15 protein-coding genes and 1 other RNA gene are annotated in these 17,922 nt (G+C 60.6%); 6 read left to right on the plus strand and 10 right to left on the minus strand.

Annotated elements, in window-relative coordinates:
• Nucleotides 1-4: 4 nt before the first annotated feature.
• The 9 genes from rpsA to gyrA form a co-directional block, all read right to left on the minus strand.
• Nucleotides 5-1,717, minus strand: a complete 1,713-nt coding sequence (gene rpsA, locus ACQ4WM_RS11155; protein WP_071650172.1) for a 30S ribosomal protein S1 — start codon at nucleotides 1,715-1,717, stop codon at nucleotides 5-7.
• A gap of 113 nt (nucleotides 1,718-1,830) precedes the next feature.
• Nucleotides 1,831-2,505 (minus strand): (d)CMP kinase, encoded by a 675-nt coding sequence (gene cmk / locus ACQ4WM_RS11160; protein ID WP_436546745.1) that lies wholly within the window; start codon nucleotides 2,503-2,505, stop codon nucleotides 1,831-1,833.
• A 65-nt stretch (nucleotides 2,506-2,570) separates the two neighbouring features.
• Nucleotides 2,571-3,932, minus strand: a complete 1,362-nt coding sequence (gene aroA, locus ACQ4WM_RS11165; RefSeq protein WP_436546746.1) for a 3-phosphoshikimate 1-carboxyvinyltransferase — start codon at nucleotides 3,930-3,932, stop codon at nucleotides 2,571-2,573.
• 15 nt (nucleotides 3,933-3,947) lie between these two features.
• Nucleotides 3,948-4,856, minus strand: a complete 909-nt coding sequence (locus tag ACQ4WM_RS11170; protein WP_436547031.1) for a prephenate dehydrogenase — start codon at nucleotides 4,854-4,856, stop codon at nucleotides 3,948-3,950.
• Nucleotides 4,857-4,861: 5 nt separating this feature from the next.
• On the minus strand, nucleotides 4,862-5,968 hold the full coding sequence (hisC, locus tag ACQ4WM_RS11175; RefSeq protein WP_436546747.1) for a histidinol-phosphate transaminase: 1,107 nt from the start codon (nucleotides 5,966-5,968) through the stop codon (nucleotides 4,862-4,864).
• 151 nt (nucleotides 5,969-6,119) lie between these two features.
• Nucleotides 6,120-7,190: a prephenate dehydratase gene (gene pheA, locus ACQ4WM_RS11180; protein WP_436546748.1), complete on the minus strand. Its 1,071-nt coding sequence runs from the start codon at nucleotides 7,188-7,190 to the stop codon at nucleotides 6,120-6,122.
• Nucleotides 7,191-7,269: 79 nt separating this feature from the next.
• Nucleotides 7,270-8,361 (minus strand): 3-phosphoserine/phosphohydroxythreonine transaminase, encoded by a 1,092-nt coding sequence (gene serC, locus ACQ4WM_RS11185; RefSeq protein ID WP_436546749.1) that lies wholly within the window; start codon nucleotides 8,359-8,361, stop codon nucleotides 7,270-7,272.
• Between the two features lie 26 nt (nucleotides 8,362-8,387).
• Nucleotides 8,388-8,939, minus strand: a complete 552-nt coding sequence (locus ACQ4WM_RS11190; RefSeq protein ID WP_436546750.1) for a DUF2059 domain-containing protein — start codon at nucleotides 8,937-8,939, stop codon at nucleotides 8,388-8,390.
• 63 nt (nucleotides 8,940-9,002) lie between these two features.
• Nucleotides 9,003-11,681, minus strand: a complete 2,679-nt coding sequence (gyrA, locus tag ACQ4WM_RS11195) for a DNA gyrase subunit A (RefSeq protein ID WP_436546751.1) — start codon at nucleotides 11,679-11,681, stop codon at nucleotides 9,003-9,005.
• Between the two features lie 588 nt (nucleotides 11,682-12,269).
• On the opposite strand from gyrA, the gene ompA reads away from it, so the two are divergent.
• The 5 genes from ompA (at nucleotide 12,270) to ACQ4WM_RS11220 (ending at nucleotide 15,678) form a co-directional block, all read left to right on the plus strand.
• The gene (gene ompA, locus ACQ4WM_RS11200; RefSeq protein WP_436546752.1) at nucleotides 12,270-12,977 is read left to right on the plus strand and encodes an outer membrane protein OmpA; all 708 of its coding nucleotides are present in this window, start codon (nucleotides 12,270-12,272) and stop codon (nucleotides 12,975-12,977) included.
• 124 nt (nucleotides 12,978-13,101) lie between these two features.
• On the plus strand, nucleotides 13,102-13,797 hold the full coding sequence (ubiG, locus tag ACQ4WM_RS11205) for a bifunctional 2-polyprenyl-6-hydroxyphenol methylase/3-demethylubiquinol 3-O-methyltransferase UbiG (RefSeq protein ID WP_436546753.1): 696 nt from the start codon (nucleotides 13,102-13,104) through the stop codon (nucleotides 13,795-13,797).
• Nucleotides 13,798-13,873: 76 nt separating this feature from the next.
• Nucleotides 13,874-14,578: an HAD family hydrolase gene (locus ACQ4WM_RS11210; protein WP_436546754.1), complete on the plus strand. Its 705-nt coding sequence runs from the start codon at nucleotides 13,874-13,876 to the stop codon at nucleotides 14,576-14,578.
• 260 nt (nucleotides 14,579-14,838) lie between these two features.
• Nucleotides 14,839-15,198, plus strand: a transfer-messenger RNA (tmRNA) gene (ssrA, locus tag ACQ4WM_RS11215).
• 279 nt (nucleotides 15,199-15,477) lie between these two features.
• Complete coding sequence (locus ACQ4WM_RS11220) at nucleotides 15,478-15,678, plus strand: transposase DNA-binding-containing protein (protein WP_436547032.1); 201 nt, start codon at nucleotides 15,478-15,480, stop codon at nucleotides 15,676-15,678.
• A 58-nt stretch (nucleotides 15,679-15,736) separates the two neighbouring features.
• On the opposite strand, the gene ACQ4WM_RS11225 is transcribed toward ACQ4WM_RS11220, so the two are convergent.
• A complete protein-coding gene (locus ACQ4WM_RS11225) occupies nucleotides 15,737-15,994 on the minus strand; it encodes a hypothetical protein (protein WP_436547042.1) in 258 nt (85 codons plus the stop codon).
• Between ACQ4WM_RS11225 and ACQ4WM_RS11230 the strand changes: the two genes are divergently transcribed.
• On the plus strand, nucleotides 15,933-17,912 hold the full coding sequence (locus tag ACQ4WM_RS11230) for a TonB-dependent receptor (RefSeq protein WP_436547033.1): 1,980 nt from the start codon (nucleotides 15,933-15,935) through the stop codon (nucleotides 17,910-17,912). The genes ACQ4WM_RS11225 and ACQ4WM_RS11230 overlap by 62 nt on opposite strands.
• Nucleotides 17,913-17,922 lie beyond the last annotated feature (10 nt).

The following is a 17,922-nucleotide window of genomic DNA, read 5'->3' on the forward strand; positions in this document are numbered from 1 at the left end:
AGTCTTAGTTCTTGTTATCGAACTTGGCTTTCAACAAGGCGCCCAGGCTGGTGGTGCCCGAAGCTGCGTTGTTGTCGGTAGCTGCCATCTTCTGCATTGCTTCCTGGGTTTCAACATTGTCTTTCGCTTTGATCGACAGTTGGATACCACGGGCTTTGCGGTCGATGTTCAGCACCATTGCTTCAACGGTGTCGCCGACTTTCAGGTGCGTACCAGCATCTTCAACGCGGTCGCGCGAGATTTCGGAAGCGCGCAGGTAGCCTTCAACTTCTTCGGACAGTTGGATCACGGCGCCTTTAGGCTCAACCGATTTAACGGTACCGGTTACCAGCGAGCCTTTGTCGTTCATGGCTGCGAAGTTGTTGAATGGGTCACCTTCCAGTTGCTTGACACCCAGGGAAACACGCTCGCGCTCAACGTCGATGGCCAGAACGATGGCTTCCAGTTCGTCACCTTTCTTGAAGCGACGCACGGCTTCTTCGCCGGTTTCGGTCCAGGACAGGTCGGACAGGTGCACCAGACCGTCGATGTTGCCGGCCAGGCCGATGAACACGCCGAAGTCGGTGATCGATTTGATCGCGCCGCGGACTTTGTCACCTTTTTTATGGGTAACACCGAAGTCGTCCCATGGATTGGCTTTGCACTGTTTCATGCCCAGCGAAATACGACGACGCTCTTCGTCGATTTCCAGAACCATTACTTCTACTTCGTCGCCCAGTTGGACAACTTTGTTAGGAGCAACGTTTTTGTTCGTCCAGTCCATTTCGGAAACGTGTACCAGACCTTCGATACCTTGTTCCACTTCCACGAATGCGCCGTAGTCGGTCAGGTTCGTTACTTTACCGAACAGACGGGTGCTTTGTGGGTAACGACGGGACAGACCGGTCCAAGGATCGTCGCCCAGTTGTTTTACGCCCAGCGAAACACGGTTTTTCTCTTGATCGTATTTCAGGACTTTGGCGGTGATTTCCTGGCCAACCGTCAGAACTTCCGACGGGTGACGTACACGGCGCCATGCCAGGTCGGTGATGTGCAGCAGACCATCGATACCGCCCAGATCCACGAACGCGCCGTAGTCGGTGATATTTTTGACGACGCCGGTCACGACCGTGCCTTCTTTCAGCGTTTCCATCAGTTTCTGACGCTCTTCGCCCATCGAAGCTTCGATGACAGCGCGACGCGACAGAACCACGTTGTTACGCTTGCGGTCCAGTTTGATGACCTTGAATTCGAGGGTCTTGCCTTCGAATGGGGTGGTATCTTTCACTGGGCGGGTGTCAACCAGCGAACCCGGCAGGAATGCGCGGATGCCGTTGGTCAGGACGGTCAGGCCGCCTTTGACTTTGCCATTGACGGTACCGACGACGATCTCGCCCGATTCCATCGCTTTTTCCAGAGCCAGCCACGAAGCCAGACGCTTGGCTTTATCGCGCGACAGGATGGTATCGCCGAAACCATTTTCCAGCGATTCGATCGCCACGGAAACGAAGTCACCAACTTTGACTTCCAGTTCGCCGTGGTCGTTCTTGAATTCTTCGACAGGGATGAATGCTTCGGATTTGAGGCCGGCGTTAACGATCACGAAATTGTGGTCGAGGCGCACGACTTCAGCGGAAATAACTTCGCCGGAGCGCATATCTTGACGCGACAACGATTCCTCGAAGAGCGCAGCAAAACTTTCCATACCGGTAGATTCGTTAGTTGTAACAGTAGACATAGGGTTTACACAAGTTAGCCAGCAGAGATCGCACCATGCGACTTAAACTGGGTTAGGTTTTTGACACACCCGGACAGGCCAGGAGCCGTCAACGGGCACCACATAGCTGAACATCAGGCTATTTTTGCTGCAGCTGCATACCATTTCAGCACGGTTTCGACAGCAACATCTGCCGTCATGGCCGAGGTATCGAGGATATGCGCCCCTTCTGCGGGAGCCAGAGGCGCAATCGCACGGTGAGTATCACGTTCGTCCCGCGCCTGCAAATCCATCAGAAGGTCTTCCATAGTAGCAGAAAAACCCTTGTCTATCAATTGCTTATATCGGCGTTGCGCACGCGCCTCGGCGCTGGCCGTCAAAAACACTTTCAGCGTGGCATGCGGAAAGATCACCGTGCCCATGTCGCGCCCGTCGGCCACCAGACCCGGCGTCTTGCGAAAACCCAGCTGCAGGCTGACCAGCGCATGGCGCACGGTAGGCAGCACGGCAATCTTCGACGCCGTATTGCCGACCTCTTCGGCGCGGATCTGCTCGGTGACGTTTTCATGCGCCAGCAGGATCTCGCCATTGGCAAAGTGGCAAGGCAGATGTTCGGCCAGCTTGGCCAGCGCGTGCTCGTCGCGCAGGTCGGTACCGCGGCGCAGGGCTGTCAGGGCCGTCAGCCGGTACAAGGCGCCCGAATCGAGATAATGAAAGCCGAGCTTGTCGGCCACGCGGTGGGCCACCGTGCCCTTGCCTGAAGCAGTGGGGCCGTCGATGGTGATGACTGGGATATGGGATGTAGACATAGTTGTATCAATCAGAGTAAAGCTGGGTCAGACCCGGCGGGTCTGACCCCGGAATTTGCCTGCGGTTAGATCAGACTATCCCTGGCTATCCCCGCAAACGTGGCGAAATACTCGGGGAAGGTCTTGGCCACGCATTTCGGGTCATTGATGCGCATGGCGTTGCCGCGCCGGGCGGCGCCGTCGAGCGAGGCCAGCGAAAAGCACATCGCCATGCGGTGGTCGTCATAGGTGTCGATGGTGGCGGCGGCAATTTCAGCCGGCGGCGTCACGCGCAGATAGTCGGCGCCCTCTTCCACTTCTGCACCGAGTTTGCGCAACTCGGTCGCCATAGCCGACAGGCGGTCGGTCTCTTTCACGCGCCAGCTGGCGATATTGCGCAGCGTGCTGGTGCCGTCCGCATACAGCGCGGCCACCGCGATCGTCATGGCGGCATCGGGAATATGGTTGAAGTCCATGTCGACCGCCTTCAAAGGGCCGTTTGAGCGCGCCTCGATCCAGTTTTCGCCCATGGTAATCGTCGCGCCCATCTGCTGCAGCGCTTCAACGAAACGCACGTCGCCCTGGATGCTGTCGCGCCCCACGCCTTCGACCCGTACCGGGCCGCCACCGATGGCACCAGCGGCCAGAAAGTACGACGCCGAGGAAGCATCGCCTTCGACGTGGATGGTGCCCGGGCTTTGATACTGCTGGCCCGGCTGTACCGTGAACGACTGCCAGCCGTCATGCTCGACCGTCACGCCGAAGCGCTGCATCAGGTTCAGGGTGATCTCGATATACGGTTTCGAAATCAGTTCGCCAGTGACATCGATGGTCACCGCATGGTCGCGCGCCATCAAAGGCGCCACCATCAACAGGGCTGTCAGGAACTGGCTCGACACATTGCCGCGCACGGCGATGCGCTGGGCGTGGATATGGCCACGGCGGATGCGCAGCGGCGGAAAGCCGTGCTCGCCCGTGTACTCGATCTGCGTGCCGACAGCGTTCAAGGCGTCGACCAGGTCGCCGATCGGGCGCTCGTGCATGCGCGACACGCCATGCAGCGTGTAATCGCCGCCGATCACGGCCAGCGCCGCCGTCAGCGGGCGGATCGCCGTGCCGGCGTTGCCCATGAACAGATCCGCTTCGTGATTCGGCAACACGCCGCCGCAACCCTGTACATGGTGCACCTGGTGCAAGCTGGCTGCGTCCGCATTCAGATCGAGTTCATTCTGGGTCCATTTCACGCCCAGCGAGGTCAATGCGGTCAGCATGACGAAAGTGTCGTCGGAAGCGAGCAGGTCGACGATTTTGGTCGTGCCCCTGGCCAGCGCGGCCAGCAGCAGCACGCGGTTCGAGATGCTTTTCGAGCCGGGCAGGCGCACCGTGCCCTCGACGTGCATCACCGGTTTCAGATCGATATGGTGGGGATAGTGTTTGGTCTGGGTCATGCGGGTATCCTTTATTTATTGTGTGGGCGCGGCCGGCACTTCGGCCGTCTCGATCGCCTCTATCCATTGCTGGCGCGCGTGCTGGGCGCTGGCGTAGACCTGTTCAATTGCCTTGCCATCATGGGCTGCCAGATGCGCGCGCAAGGCGGCCAGCTGCGCCATATAGGAATCGAGCTCGGCCAGCAGCGCCGGCTGGTTGGCCAGGCTGATATCGCGCCACATTTCGGGCGACGAGCCGGCAATACGCGTGAAGTCGCGAAAGCCGCTGGCCGCGTACTGGAACAGCAAACCGGCGTGCGGCTTGTTGGCGATATCGTCTACCAGCGCAAAGGCCAGCAGATGCGGCAGATGGCTGACGGCGGCAAACACCTTGTCGTGCTCTTCCGGGCTCAGGGTGTGCAAAATGGCGCCGCAGGCGCGCCAGGCGGCAGCCACCTTGTCCACGTCCTGTGCGCGGTTTTCCGCCAGCGGCGTGAGCACCACTTTCTTGCCCTGGTACAGATCGACAATGGCCGCGTCGGGGCCATTCGTTTCGCGCCCGGCGATCGGGTGGCCGGGCACGAACTGCGCCACCTTGCCCTTCAATGCCGCGCGCGCCGCCGCCACCACGTCGCTCTTGGTGCTGCCCGCGTCGGTGACGATGGTGGCCGGTTGCAGATGCGGTGCAATCGACGCCAGGATGGTGCCGGTCTGCGCCACGGGCGCCGCCAGCAGCACCAGGTCGGCACCGTCCAGGGCTTGCGCCATGTCACCGCCCACCACGTCGATAATGCCCAGTTCCAGGGCGCGCGCCATCGACGCCTGCGAGCGGCCGATGCCAACCACCGTGTGCACCGCACCTGCATGCTTCAAGGCACGCGCAAACGAGCCGCCAATCAGCCCCACGCCAAAGATGACAACCTTGTTCAATACAGGCGTCAGCATCTGCTTCAAGCCAGCGCTTTCGTCAGCGCGGCGATAAAGATGGCGTTTTCCTGCGGCAGGCCGATGGAAATGCGCAGCCATTGCGGCAAGCCATAGCTGCCGACCGGGCGCACGATCACGCCCTGCTTCAGCAGCGCAAGGTTGACACGCGCGCCCGCTTCGTCGTCATCACCGACCTTGACCAGCACGAAATTGCCATGCGACGGCACATATTCCAGGCCCAGCGCGTCGAACGCTTGCGTAAACTGCTGGTAGCCGGCGGCGTTGTTGCGCGCGCTTTTTTCCAGGAACTCCTTGTCGTTCAGGGCGGCAATCGCGGCCACCTGCGCCATCGAATTCACGTTAAAGGGCTGGCGGATGCGGTTCATCAGGTCGGTCAGTGCCGGCTGGGCGATGGCAAACCCCACGCGCAGGCCAGCGAGGCCATAGGCTTTCGACAGGGTGCGCGACACCACCAGGTTCGGGTGCTGGCGCACCCAGGCGGTCGATTCGTACTGGTCTTCGGCCGACAGGAACTCGTTATAGGCTTCGTCCAGCACCACCACCAGGTGCTGCGGCACTTTCTGCAAAAACGCTTCGATCTGCGCGGCGGACAGGAAGGTGCCGGTCGGGTTGTTCGGGTTGGCGATAAACAGCAGACGCGTATCGTCGGTAATCGCGGCCGCCATCGCGTCGAGGTCATGGCCATAGGCTTGCGCCGGCACCACAATATGGCGCGCGCCCAGGCCTTGCGTGGCCAGTGCATACACGGCAAACGAGTACTGTGAATAGACCACGGCCTGGCCGTGCTGCACAAAGGCGTGGGCGGCGATTTCCAGGATATCGTTACTGCCGTTGCCCAGTGTGATCCAGTCGGCCGGCACGTCATAACGCTGCGACAGCACGGCTTTCAGGTCAAAGCCGTTGGCGTCCGGGTAGCGGCCCAGGTCATCGATGGCGGCGATCATCGCCTGCTTGGCCGAGTCCGGCATGCCGTACGGGTTTTCATTCGAGGCCAGCTTGACGATGGCCGCTTCGTCGAGGCCGAATTCACGCGCAACTTCGGCGATCGGTTTGCCGCTCTGGTAAGGAGCGATGGCGCGGACGTATTCAGGACCGATATTTTTTGACATGGTGTGATCTTTAAAGTTAAGACCGGGGTCAGACCCGTCGGGTCTGACCCCGGCATTTCAGTATGCTTGCTATAAAGGTGATGCAGAGATAACAGCGGAGCAGCGGAGGGCTGGGGTCAGACCCAGCGGGTCTGACCCCGGGGTCATCCCCCTACAAACTGACCGGATACGACCCCAGCACCTTGAAGAACGCCGCATTGCCCTGCAATTCAGCCAGCGCCTGCGCCACGGCAGGGTTGTGCACATGGCCTTCCACATCGACGTAGAAATAATACTCCCAGCTGCCCATGCGGGCCGGGCGCGACTCGAAACGGGTCATCGACACGCCGTGTTTCGCCAGCGGCGCCAGCAACTGATACACGGCGCCGGCCTTGTTCGGCACGGCCAGCACCAGCGAGGTCTGATCCTTGCCCGATGGCGCGGTCTGTAGCGTTCCCACCACGGCAAAGCGAGTGCGGTTGTGCGGGTCATCCTGGATATGGCCCTTGACCACGCCCAGCTTGTATTGGGCGCCGGCCAGTTCGCTGGCAATCGCCGCCACCGTGCCGTCTTCGCCAGCCAGGCGCGCCGCTTCCGCGTTCGAGGCCACGGCGTGGCGCGCTATGTTCGGATAATGCTGGTTCAGCCACACCTGGCACTGCGCCAGCGCCTGCGAGTGGGCGCAGATCGAGGTCACGCCATCCATATTGCCGCTCTTCGACATCAGGCTGTGGTGTACGGCGATCGCCACTTCGCCGCTGATGATCAAGCTCGTTTGCAGCATCATGTCCAGCGTGCGGTTGACGGCGCCTTCCGAGGAATTCTCGATCGGCACCACGCCGAAGTCCGCCGTGCCGGCTTCGGCCGCGCGGAAGACTTCATCGATGGAGGCACATGGCAGGCCTTCGACGGCACTGCCGAACTGTTGATATACGGCCTGTTCGCTGAAGGTGCCGGCCGGCCCCAGATAGGCGACGGTGACGCGCTTTTCCAGCGAGCGGCAGGACGACATGATTTCGCGGAAAATGGTCTGTACTTCGCGGTTGCCCATCGGACCGGGATTGCGTTCGGCCACGCCGCGCAGCACCTGCGCTTCGCGCTCGGGGCGGAACACGGGTGCCTGTGTTTCGGCTTTCACATGGCCCACTTCCTGGGCAATCAGGGCGCGGCGGTTCAGCAGGTCGAGGATCTGCGCGTCGATCGCATCGATCTGTTCGCGCAAGGGTTTCAGTTTATCGGTCATGGTGTTGTTTCGTCGGCTGTACTTCAATCATGGCCGCGCGGCCTGCGCCGGCGGCGCGCCGGCGCTCGTCGATGCGACGTCAGCGTCCGGCAAACTCGTTCAGATAATTCACTAATGCCTGCACGCCTTCGATCGGCATCGCGTTATAGATCGATGCGCGCATGCCGCCAACGGACTTGTGGCCCTTGAGCTGCAGCAGGCCGCGCTGTTTCGCGCCGGCCAGAAAGGCGTCGTTCAGGCTTTCGTCGCGCAGGTAGAACGGGATCGTCATGCGCGAACGGTATGGTGGTGCGACACGGTTCTGGTAGAAGTCGTCCGCGTCCAGCGCCGCGTATAGCAGCGCCGCTTTCTCAATATTACGCTGTTCCATGGCAGCCACGCCACCCTGCTTTTTCAGCCACTGGAATACCAGGCCGGCGATATAGATGCCATAGGTGGGCGGCGTGTTGTACATGGACTCGTGCGCGGCCACATTGGCCAGGTCAAACGCCGACGGGCAGATCGCCAGCGCATGGCCCAGCAGGTCTTCGCGCACGATCACCACCGTCAGGCCGGCCGGGCCGATATTCTTCTGCGCACCGCCAAAGATCACGCCGTACTGCGACACGTCGATCACGCGCGACAAAATATGCGAGGACATGTCGGCCACCACAGTAGTGCCCGACGGCACCTGCGGCGCGTGCTGGAATTCCACGCCGTCGATGGTCTCGTTGGTGCAGATATGCAGATAGGCGGCGCCCGGCGTCAGCTTCCATTCGTCGACCGGCGGCACGCCCGCAAAGCCGCTGGCCTGCGACGAAGCAGCCACATTCACAGTGGCGTATTTCGCCGCTTCCTTGATCGACTTGCCCGACCACGAGCCGGTATGCACGAAGTCGATGGTGGCCGGCTGCGTGGCGGCCAGGCCCACCAGATTCATCGGAATAATCGCGTTCTGCCCCAGGCCACCGCCCTGCAGGAACAGTATCTTGTAGTTGGCGGGCACGGCCAGCAGTTCGCGCAGGTCGCCTTCGGCCTGCTTGTAGATGGAAATGAATTCGGGACCGCGATGGCTCATTTCCATCACCGACATGCCGCTGCCATGCCAGTCAAGCATTTCAGCAGCCGCCTGGGCCAGCACTTCCCTGGGCAAGACGGCCGGGCCGGCGGAGAAATTATAGATGGGGCTCACGATGCTGTCCTTGGCTGATGGTTGGTTCATTGCGACGACAGCATTTTTTTCAGAAGCGGCTGCATCACGGCATCAACACGCGGCATCATCACGCGCTGGCTGATTGCGATCGAATCGACGCTCAGTTGAGGCATAACGCTGATCATCTTTCTCCCCAGTGGCGAAGCATAGAATGCAGTCAGGCCGCGCACTTCATCAAGCGTGTAATAACGCGCATACAAGGGCGCCATTTCCATCCGCATTTCCTTGATCATGGCCGGATCTGTTATCACCTGCCTGAGCGCCACGGCCGCTTCAGGTATGAACTTTTCCAGCAAGCTGTTCACTTTTGCCTCGTCGCTGGCGCTCAGCTGGCGACCCGTTTTGGCAGCCTGCATGGCTGACTGACGCATGATGGTGGGCAACATCTGCGACATCTGATCCATGGTTTTAAGCGCCATGTCATTGAACCGCATGGTATCGAGCAGCTGCTCAACGACCACCCGCATCTCGGGCGTGACATCATCACTGGCCCAGGCAGGCGCAGTAGTAAAAAGCAAAGCGAGCGAGGCAAACGACACTGCGAGAAATTTCTTCATTTTATAGACCATCGATAAGGGTAATCCATAGCAATTGGGGCTCCGCGAGGAGCCCCAATTATCTTACTCCGGCTGCGCCGGGTCGGTTCCGTCGTCGACCACCGGATCGGCTGGCGCCAGCACCGCAGCGGCCTCCGTCGTCAGCTCGACTTCGTCGATATCGGTTTCAACCACGCGTTGCAGGCCAGACAGCTTGGTGCCGTCTTCGACTGCAATCAGGGTCACGCCTTGCGTGGCGCGGCCCATTTCGCGGATCTCCGACACGCGGGTGCGTATCAGCACGCCACCGGTGGTGATCAGCATGATTTCGTCCGTCGTGTTGACCAGAGTGGCGGCAACCACTTTACCGTTGCGCTCGCTGGTCTGGATGGCGATCATGCCCTTCGTGCCACGGCCATGGCGCGTGTACTCGAGAATCGGGGTACGCTTGCCGTAGCCGTTTTCGGTGGCCGTCAGTACCGACTGCTGTTCGTTCTCGGCCACCAGCAGCGCGATCACGTGCTGGCCTTCTTCCAGGTTCATGCCGCGTACGCCACGCGCCGTGCGGCCCATCGGACGCACATCGTTTTCGTCGAAGCGCACTGCCTTGCCCGAATCCGAGAACAGCATCACGTCGTGCTTGCCGTCAGTCAGCGCAGCGCCGATCAGGAAGTCGCCGTCGTCCAGGTCGACCGCGATAATGCCGGCCTTGCGTGGATTGCTGAAGTCTTTCAGAGGCGTTTTCTTGACCGTGCCCAGGCTGGTCGACATGAACACATAATGGTCTTCCGGGAACGTGCGGTTCTCGCCGGACAATGGCAGGATCACGGTGATCTTTTCGTTGTCCTGCAGCGGGAACATGTTGACGATTGGTTTACCGCGCGAATTGCGCGAGCCTTGCGGCACTTCCCACACCTTCAGCCAGTACATGCGGCCACGGTCCGAGAAGCACAGGATGTAGTCGTGCGTGTTCGCAATGAACAGCTGGTCAATCCAATCTTCCTCTTTGGTGGCCATCGCCTGCTTGCCGCGTCCGCCGCGCTTCTGCGCGCGGTATTCGCTGATCGGCTGCGCCTTCATGTAGCCAGTGTGCGACAGCGTCACCACCATGTCCTGTGGCGTAATCAGATCTTCCGTCTCGAGGTCGGTCGCATTGAGTTCGATCTGCGAGCGGCGCACATCCTTTTTGCCGGCGCCGTATTCGTTCATCGCCAGCGTCATTTCGTCGGTGATGATGACCGTCACGCGTTCCGGCTTGGCCAGGATATCGAGCAGGTCGGCGATATGCTCCATCACTTCCTTGTACTCGTTGACGATCTTGTCCTGCTCCAGGCCCGTCAGGCGTTGCAGACGCATCTGCAAAATTTCCTGCGCCTGGTCGTCCGACAGCTTGTACAGGCCGTCGGCCTGCATGCCGTAGTGCTTCGGCAGGTTTTCCGGACGGTAGGCGTCCACGCCGCCCGGCGTCGTGCCGTCGCCGGTACGGGCCAGCATCTCGCGCACTACCGACGAATCCCAAGGACGCGCCATCAGCTCGACCTTGGCGATCGGCGGCGTAGGCGCAGCCTTGATGATGGCGATGAAGTCATCGATATTGGCCAGCGCAACGGCCAGGCCTTCGAGCACATGGCCCCGTTCGCGCGCCTTGCGCAGTTCGAACACGGTACGGCGCGTAACCACTTCGCGGCGGTGCGACAGGAAGCACTGCAACAGCTGTTTCAGGTTCAGCAGCTTCGGCTGGCCATCGACCAGCGCCACCATGTTCATGCCGAAGGTGTCCTGCAACTGGGTCTGCTTGTACAGGTTGTTCAGCACCACTTCCGGCACTTCGCCGCGTTTCAGCTCGATCACCACGCGCATGCCCGATTTGTCGGACTCGTCGCGGATGTCGGAAATGCCTTCGAGCTTTTTGTCGCGCACGTTTTCGGCGATGCGTTCCAGCAAGGACTTTTTATTGACCTGGAATGGCAGCTCGTCGACGATGATCGCGATGCGCCCGCCGTCCTTGCCGTATTCCTCAAAGTGGGTCTTGGCGCGCATTACCACGCGGCCGCGGCCGGTACGGTAGCCATCGCGCACACCCGAGACGCCGTAGATAATGCCGGCGGTCGGGAAATCTGGTGCCGGGATCAGTTCGATCAGCTCGTCGATCGTGCAGTCCGGGTTGCGCAGCACGTGCAGCGCGCCGTGGATCACTTCGGTGATGTTGTGTGGCGGAATGTTGGTTGCCATGCCGACGGCAATACCGGACGAGCCGTTGATCAGCAGGTTGGGGATCTTGGTCGGCAGTACCGACGGTTCCTTTTCCTTGCCATCATAGTTGGGCACGAAGTCGACCGTATCCTTGTCGATATCGGCCAGCAGTTCGCCGGCGATCTTGTCGAGGCGGCACTCGGTGTAACGCATGGCGGCGGCAGCATCGCCGTCGACGGAACCGAAGTTGCCCTGGCCATCGACGAGCGTGTAGCGCAAGGAGAAATCTTGCGCCATGCGCACCAGGGTGTCGTAGATCGAAGCGTCGCCGTGCGGGTGATATTTACCCATGGTATCGCCGACCACGCGGGCGCACTTGACGTAAGGGCGATTCCACACGTAGTTCGATTCATGCATCGCGAACAGGACACGGCGGTGCACTGGCTTCAAGCCATCACGCGCGTCAGGCAAGGCCCGACCGACGATCACGCTCATGGCGTAATCGAGGTAGCTCTTGCGCATCTCTTCTTCGAGGGAAATAGGGATTGTTTCTTTTGCGAATTGATCCATTGGCGGTTCGACTGATCTCAGGCTGTGGTTAACTTACTGCTACGCAATGTAATGACGCAATACTGCATATCCTAGGCGGCTGTCGTCATGGAGTGGCTGGCAAAAGGGGCAGGACGGTTGCAGAAGTGCAGCGCCGCCATGGGCTTTTTGTCAGGCACGCCCAACAGTCAAGCGCACGATTTTAGCATGCGCGCCCCGCCGAAAGTACAAAATGCCGGACTCGCGGAAAAATGCAAACGCCTGGCGATAATGCACCGAGGTCGTGCATGACTGCTTGACAATAGTGTAAATAAGTAACTTTCATGCAGGCAAGCCGCCTGAAAAAGAGACAGTAGATGTAACTGAATGTCACGGACGCGTCATAATTGGGCATTATCGTTGCGCAGTTACAACATGCAGTCTAAAATCGCGGAAGCTTTGATTTGCCCACGGTCGTGCGCTACGGATGCGTGTGGCAAAATGAAGTAGAAGTTAATTGCTAGTTTCGCAATCTGAACGAGCGTTGTGGTCGACATGATAAAATCCCGGCATGTAAGACAAGTAGCGCCGTGTTGTTCTGCGGATATCACCCCCCGAAAGGAAAAAAGAATGAATAAATTTGTATCGCTGTTTTTCGCTGCATCCGCAGTGATTGCCGGCTCGGCTTCGGCTCAAACCCCTACCTCGCCACCGTTCGCTCCAGTGACCACCGACATCAAAGCACCAACGCCAAAGAGCGCCTATGTGCAAGATGCACGCGGCATCATCGTGCGTGACCCATTCGGCCTGTGCTGGCGTACCGGCTACTGGACACCTGCTGACGCGGTGCCAGGTTGCGACGTGCCACTGTGCGTAGAGCCAGAGACCCTGCAAAACGGCAAATGCGTGGCACCACCTCCGCCACCAGCACCAGCGCCTGCTCCAGCACCAGCGCCAGTAGTTGTGCCAGCACCAGCACCGACCTCGGAAAAAGTCAGCTTCGCCGCTGATGCATTCTTCGACTTCGACAAAGCTACCCTGAAACCAGAAGGCAAGTCGAAACTGGATCAGTTGACCACCCAACTGGGCGGCATCAACCTGGAAGTCATCATCGCTGTGGGTCATACCGACTCGGTCGGCACCGATGCTTACAACCAAAAACTGTCGGTACGTCGTGCTGATGCTGTCAAAGCCTACCTGGTCTCCAAAGGCGTTGAAAGCAACCGCGTGTACACCGAAGGCAAAGGCGAGAAACAGCCAGTTGCTGACAACAAAACTGCCGAAGGCCGTGCGAAAAACCGTCGCGTGGAAATCGAAGTTGTCGGTACCCGCAAGTAATTGCCCTGCCGGCTGCGCCTGATCTGCCGGTCAGATCAAGCGCAATCGACAAAAACCCCGCCCCGGCGGGGTTTTTTTTCGTCCGTGGCTGCCCGTTTTGAAAAATGCCGCTATCATTCCACCCATGAACGCCGACCCTCTAGAAATCCAAAAATTCAGTGAGCTGGCCCACCGCTGGTGGGACCCCACTTCCGAGTTTCGTCCCCTGCACGAAATTAACCCCCTGCGCCTGGAGTGGATTAACGCGAAAGTGCCGCTGGCCGGCAAGCGCGTGATCGACATCGGCTGCGGCGGCGGCATCCTGGCCGAATCGATGGCCCGCAAAGGCGCCGACGTGACGGGCATCGACCTGTCCGAAAAAGCCCTGAAGGTGGCCGACCTGCACAGCCTGGAGTCCGGCGTGAACGTGCGCTACAAGCTGATTGCCGCCGAAACCATGGCCGCCGAAGAAGCGGGCCAGTACGACGTGGTGACCTGCATGGAAATGCTCGAGCATGTGCCCGACCCGGCCGCCATCGTCCAGGCCTGCGCGGCGCTGGTCAAACCGGGTGGCCATATCTTCATGTCGACCCTGAACCGCAACCCGAAAGCCTATCTGTTCGCCATTCTGGGCGCTGAATACGTGCTGCGTTTGCTGCCAAAAGGCACCCACGACTACGATAAATTCATCACCCCGGCCGAGCTGTCGCAATACGCGCGCAGCGCCGGGCTAGCCATCAACGGCATGCGCGGCCTGGGCTACAACCCCCTGACCAAGATTTATTCGCTCAATAACGACACCAGCGTGAACTATCTGGTGGCCTGCACCCGCCCTTTGTAACGCAAAAACCACACTCTAGGCGGCTACGGCCGCCATTTTTCATTTTTTACTTATTTTTACCGAGCCTGCGCCCGACATGACTACCGACCACCTGCCAGCCCCGCGCGCCATCCTGTTCGACCTTGACGGCACCCTGGCCGACACCGCACCTGACCTGGCGGCCGCCATCAACCTGATGCGCACCCGCGCCGGCCTGGCACCCACGCCCTACGAGGTATTGCGCCCTACAGCCTCGGCCGGCGCGCGCGGCATGATAGGCGCGTCCTACGGCATCGCCCCCGGTGAAAACGGCTACGAGTCCCTGAAAAACGGTTTCCTCGACAACTACGAAGCCGCCCTGGCCGTGGAAAGCCGCTTGTTCGATGGAGTGCCCGACCTGCTCGACGGCCTGACAGCCCTCGGTCTGCAATGGGGCGTTGTAACCAACAAGGCAGCCCGCTTCACCGACCCGCTGGTGGGCCAGATCGGCCTGGCTTCCGCCGGCTGCGTGATCTCGGGCGACACCATGCCCCACCCGAAACCCCACCCCGCCCCCCTGCTGGAAGCAGCCCGCCGCCTGAACCTGGCTCCCGGGCAATGCTGGTACGTCGGCGACGACCTGCGCGACATCCAGGCCGGCCGCGCCGCCGGCATGCGCACCATCGCCTGCGCCTGGGGCTACTGCGGCCCGGTCGAGCCGCTGACGTGGAGTGCCGATTATTTGCTGGAGACGCCGCAGGCCTTGCTGGAACTGGTGAGCGAGGTGGTGCTGGCCGAGCGGGAAAGGCAGTTGGCGGCTTGATTTGCGGCCGTTCGAGGCCACACGAGATTTTTCGGCCCGCAGCAGAAATCCGGGGTCAGACGGGGTCGCCGAGACCCGTCGGGTCTGACGCCAGCAGTTGCCGTTAGGTTAAAGGTTACGTCCACCACTAGTCTACGAAACATTCATATCGTGAAGCAGTGAATTCTCTCAGCCTGCTGATCGCCTCACTACATCTTCCAGAGACACGCACGAATGCACCATGCAAGACTGTGAAGTTTGCGCTACAATGAACGTTCTGTGGGGACGACCTGGTTTCGACGTGGGTTGCAAAGCAGCGCAGGGCATACCGAGGGCTGGTTACCTCGTAAATACACCCAGAAAAACTTAACTGCAAACGATAACTCGTACGCACTGGCAGCTTAATTGCTGTTAGCTCCTAAACGCTTCTTCCCTGGGGCGGACCGTTAAAAGTCAAGGAGTCATTTACAGGGAATCGCGTTCCAATGGGTCACTTAGCGGAACGTTAAATCTAAGGTGAATCGCTTGTCCATAACGTGCACATCCGTGCTGGGCCGGTTAAATTAAATGATAGTGCTAAGTATGTAGAACTGTCTGTAGAGTGCTTGCGGACGCGGGTTCGATTCCCGCCGTCTCCACCACTGGATTAAAAAATAAAGGCCCCCAAGCGCAAGCGACGGGGCCTTTATTTTTTAATCCAACGACGAAACCGCGGGAACCGATTCCGCGTCCGGCACGGACGCGGGGGTTTTGCGGGACTTCGCCGAGCGCAGCTCGGCGCCGCAAAACCGGGTTGCGCTTGCAAGCGCAACCCCCTCCGATTCTTCTGACCAGGTTTGCGCCGCAGGCGGTTTTTCCTAACGACAAGATCAACTGCTCAGGCGGTGTGCAAATGGCGGACCTGACCCCGGCGTGCTGCGCTGATGGAACAATTTACGGCAAAGCCGACGGCCAGCATTCCCGAGGCCGGCGACAATGGCAGCGAAACCTGTGCGGCCTGGCGTTTTCTTGGCAACGACGAGGCGTCGTGGCAAGACATCCCCGCCCCGCAGTGGGAACGTACCGGAGCCGCGACTCAAGAGCGCCTCGGGCATTTGCACAACAAGGTGCCAAAACCATAAAATTTCCTTTGACTGTAAACGATTCTCATTTAAAATAATTATTAAATGAGAATGGTTCTTATTCCAATAAAAAGGGGATTTGCATGCGTATCAAGGTGATGGTGTTGGCAATGGCGGTGGTGACGGCCGGGTGGCAGGCGAAGGCGGCGGCCGACGAGGCGGCGCCGGTCGAGCAGGTCATCATCTCCGGCGATAAGCTCCAGCGCACGGAGATTGACAGCGCCGCCAGCGTCGGCGCGCGCAACCGGCGCCAGATCGCCGAGTCGGGCGCGGCCACCATTGAGGACGTGGCCGCGCAAATGGCCAACGTCGGCACCGCCGAGGGCCTGTCGATCCGCGGCGTCGGTTTGAGCGGGCCCACCGGCGGCGGCGGGCGCACCATCACGGTTGTCGTCGACGGTGTGGCGCAGGACGGCTTCGGCCAGGATATCGGCGGCATCAGCGTGTGGGACGCCGACCGCCTGGAGGTGCTGCGCGGGCCACAATCGACCAACCAGGGCCGCAACTCGCTGGCCGGCGCAGTGGTGGTCAAGACGCGCGATCCGTCCGATAACGCCGATTTGAGTTACCGCGCCAGCGCCGGCAACCAGAACTCGCACCGCGTGGCGGTGGCCGGCGGCGGCGCAATCGTTGACCAGGTTCTGGCCGGGCGCATCGCATTCGAACAGCGCCGCAACGACGGCGGCACCTATGATCCGACCCGCGACGACCACCGCTTCAACCACGACGACGGCTACACGCTGCGTGCCAAGCTGCGCGTGACGCCGTGGGGCGATCGCTATCAGGCCTTGATCACACTGGTCGACGAAGAGCGCAAGTTCGGCAGCCCGCACGTGGAAGCGGTGAGCTATCCGGCTTCGGCGCGCGTGAACCTGTCGAACGTGGCGCGCGACTCGGACAACCGCGCTCGCTCGGCGGCGCTCGAGCAGACCTTCCGCCTCGGCGCGGCCGACGTCACGCTGTTGTCGACCTATTCCCACAACCGCTACAAGCGCCTGTTCGACTACGATTCGACGGAACTGAACCAGGGCTACCGCACCGGCGAGAACACCACTGGCCAGTGGACCCAGGAGGCGCGCGCCAATATCGAAACGACGCTGTTCGGCCGTCCTCTCAAGGGCGTGGCGGGCCTTTACTACGCCAACCAGCGCTACGACTTCGACAACATGTTCATCGTGCCGCTGTCTTATGTGCTGGGATTGACGGGCCAGTGCAGGGTACAGGCGGCGTGCGACGCACAATACGGCGCGGATTTCATCAATCGCGGCAACACCCAAGCCGACCGCACCCGCACCCGCGCCGTGTTCACGGAGTTCGACTACGTGATCGACAATCTGACCGTGACGGCCGGCCTGCGCTACGATGGCGAAAGCCAGAGCCGCGTGCCGACCAGCGTGACAACCGGCACCTCAGCGCTGGCGCGCACCGTGCTCGCGCGACTGATTTCCGGCGGTGTATTCGCCGCCGACGGCACGCAGCATCTCGGCACCGACACCTCGGTATGGCTGCCCAAGCTGGGCGTGCGCTATGCACTCGCCCCGGCGTGGGTGGCCGGGCTGACGGCGCAGCGCGGCTACCGCACCGGCGGCGTCGATTACAGCTACCAGCGCGGCGCCAAAGCCTTCAATCCCGAGTTCACCAACAACTACGAAGCGTCCCTCAAAGGGGCGCTCGACAACGGCCTGGTAGTCGCGCTCAACGCCTATCGTGTCGACTGGACCGACCAGCAGGTCGATGTCGGCCGCAATTCGCTCGACACGTATTTCGTCAACGCCGGCAAGTCGCGCTTGCAAGGCCTGGAGGCCGAGGTGCGCGGCCGCGTGATCAAAAACCTGGAGCTGTTCGGCGCCGTCGGCGTGGCCAGAACGCGCTACATCGACTTCGTCTCGCCGCAGGGCGACTTCACCGGCAACCGCTTCCCCGACTCGCCGCGCCTGACGCAGTCGATCGGTTTCAGCTGGACCCCCGGCGGCTGGCTGGTGAACGCGAACTTGGTGCACGCCGACGGCAGCTACACCGGCCCCGAGAACGTCGAGCGCAACGACGGCCACACCACCTTGGGCGCCAAGCTGGCCTACACCTTGGCCAACGGCGTGACGCTGTTCGCCAGCGGGACCAACCTGACCGATCGCACCTACATCGCCAACAACCGCATCGCGACAGTGGCGGGCCGTTACAACGTCATACTCGGCAATCCGCGCCAGTTCGCCTTCGGCGTGCAAGGTTCCATCTAAAGAGGCGATC

Origin of the sequence: Janthinobacterium longum (genome assembly GCF_051380735.1) — a bacterium.
GTDB lineage: Bacteria > Pseudomonadota > Gammaproteobacteria > Burkholderiales > Burkholderiaceae_D > Janthinobacterium.

Bases quoted from the DNA above. Each gene is read 5' to 3' on its own strand.
- rpsA (WP_071650172.1), bottom strand. From the start codon at position 1,717: ATGTCTACTGTTACAACTAACGAATCTACCGGTATGGAAAGTTTTGCT.
- cmk (WP_436546745.1), bottom strand. From the start codon at position 2,505: ATGTCTACATCCCATATCCCAGTCATCACCATCGACGGCCCCACTGCT.
- aroA (WP_436546746.1), bottom strand. From the start codon at position 3,932: ATGACCCAGACCAAACACTATCCCCACCATATCGATCTGAAACCGGTG.
- ACQ4WM_RS11170 (WP_436547031.1), bottom strand. From the start codon at position 4,856: ATGCTGACGCCTGTATTGAACAAGGTTGTCATCTTTGGCGTGGGGCTG.
- hisC (WP_436546747.1), bottom strand. From the start codon at position 5,968: ATGTCAAAAAATATCGGTCCTGAATACGTCCGCGCCATCGCTCCTTAC.
- pheA (WP_436546748.1), bottom strand. From the start codon at position 7,190: ATGACCGATAAACTGAAACCCTTGCGCGAACAGATCGATGCGATCGAC.
- ACQ4WM_RS11190 (WP_436546750.1), bottom strand. From the start codon at position 8,939: ATGAAGAAATTTCTCGCAGTGTCGTTTGCCTCGCTCGCTTTGCTTTTT.
- gyrA (WP_436546751.1), bottom strand. From the start codon at position 11,681: ATGGATCAATTCGCAAAAGAAACAATCCCTATTTCCCTCGAAGAAGAG.
- ompA (WP_436546752.1), top strand. From the start codon at position 12,270: ATGAATAAATTTGTATCGCTGTTTTTCGCTGCATCCGCAGTGATTGCC.
- ubiG (WP_436546753.1), top strand. From the start codon at position 13,102: ATGAACGCCGACCCTCTAGAAATCCAAAAATTCAGTGAGCTGGCCCAC.
- ACQ4WM_RS11210 (WP_436546754.1), top strand. From the start codon at position 13,874: ATGACTACCGACCACCTGCCAGCCCCGCGCGCCATCCTGTTCGACCTT.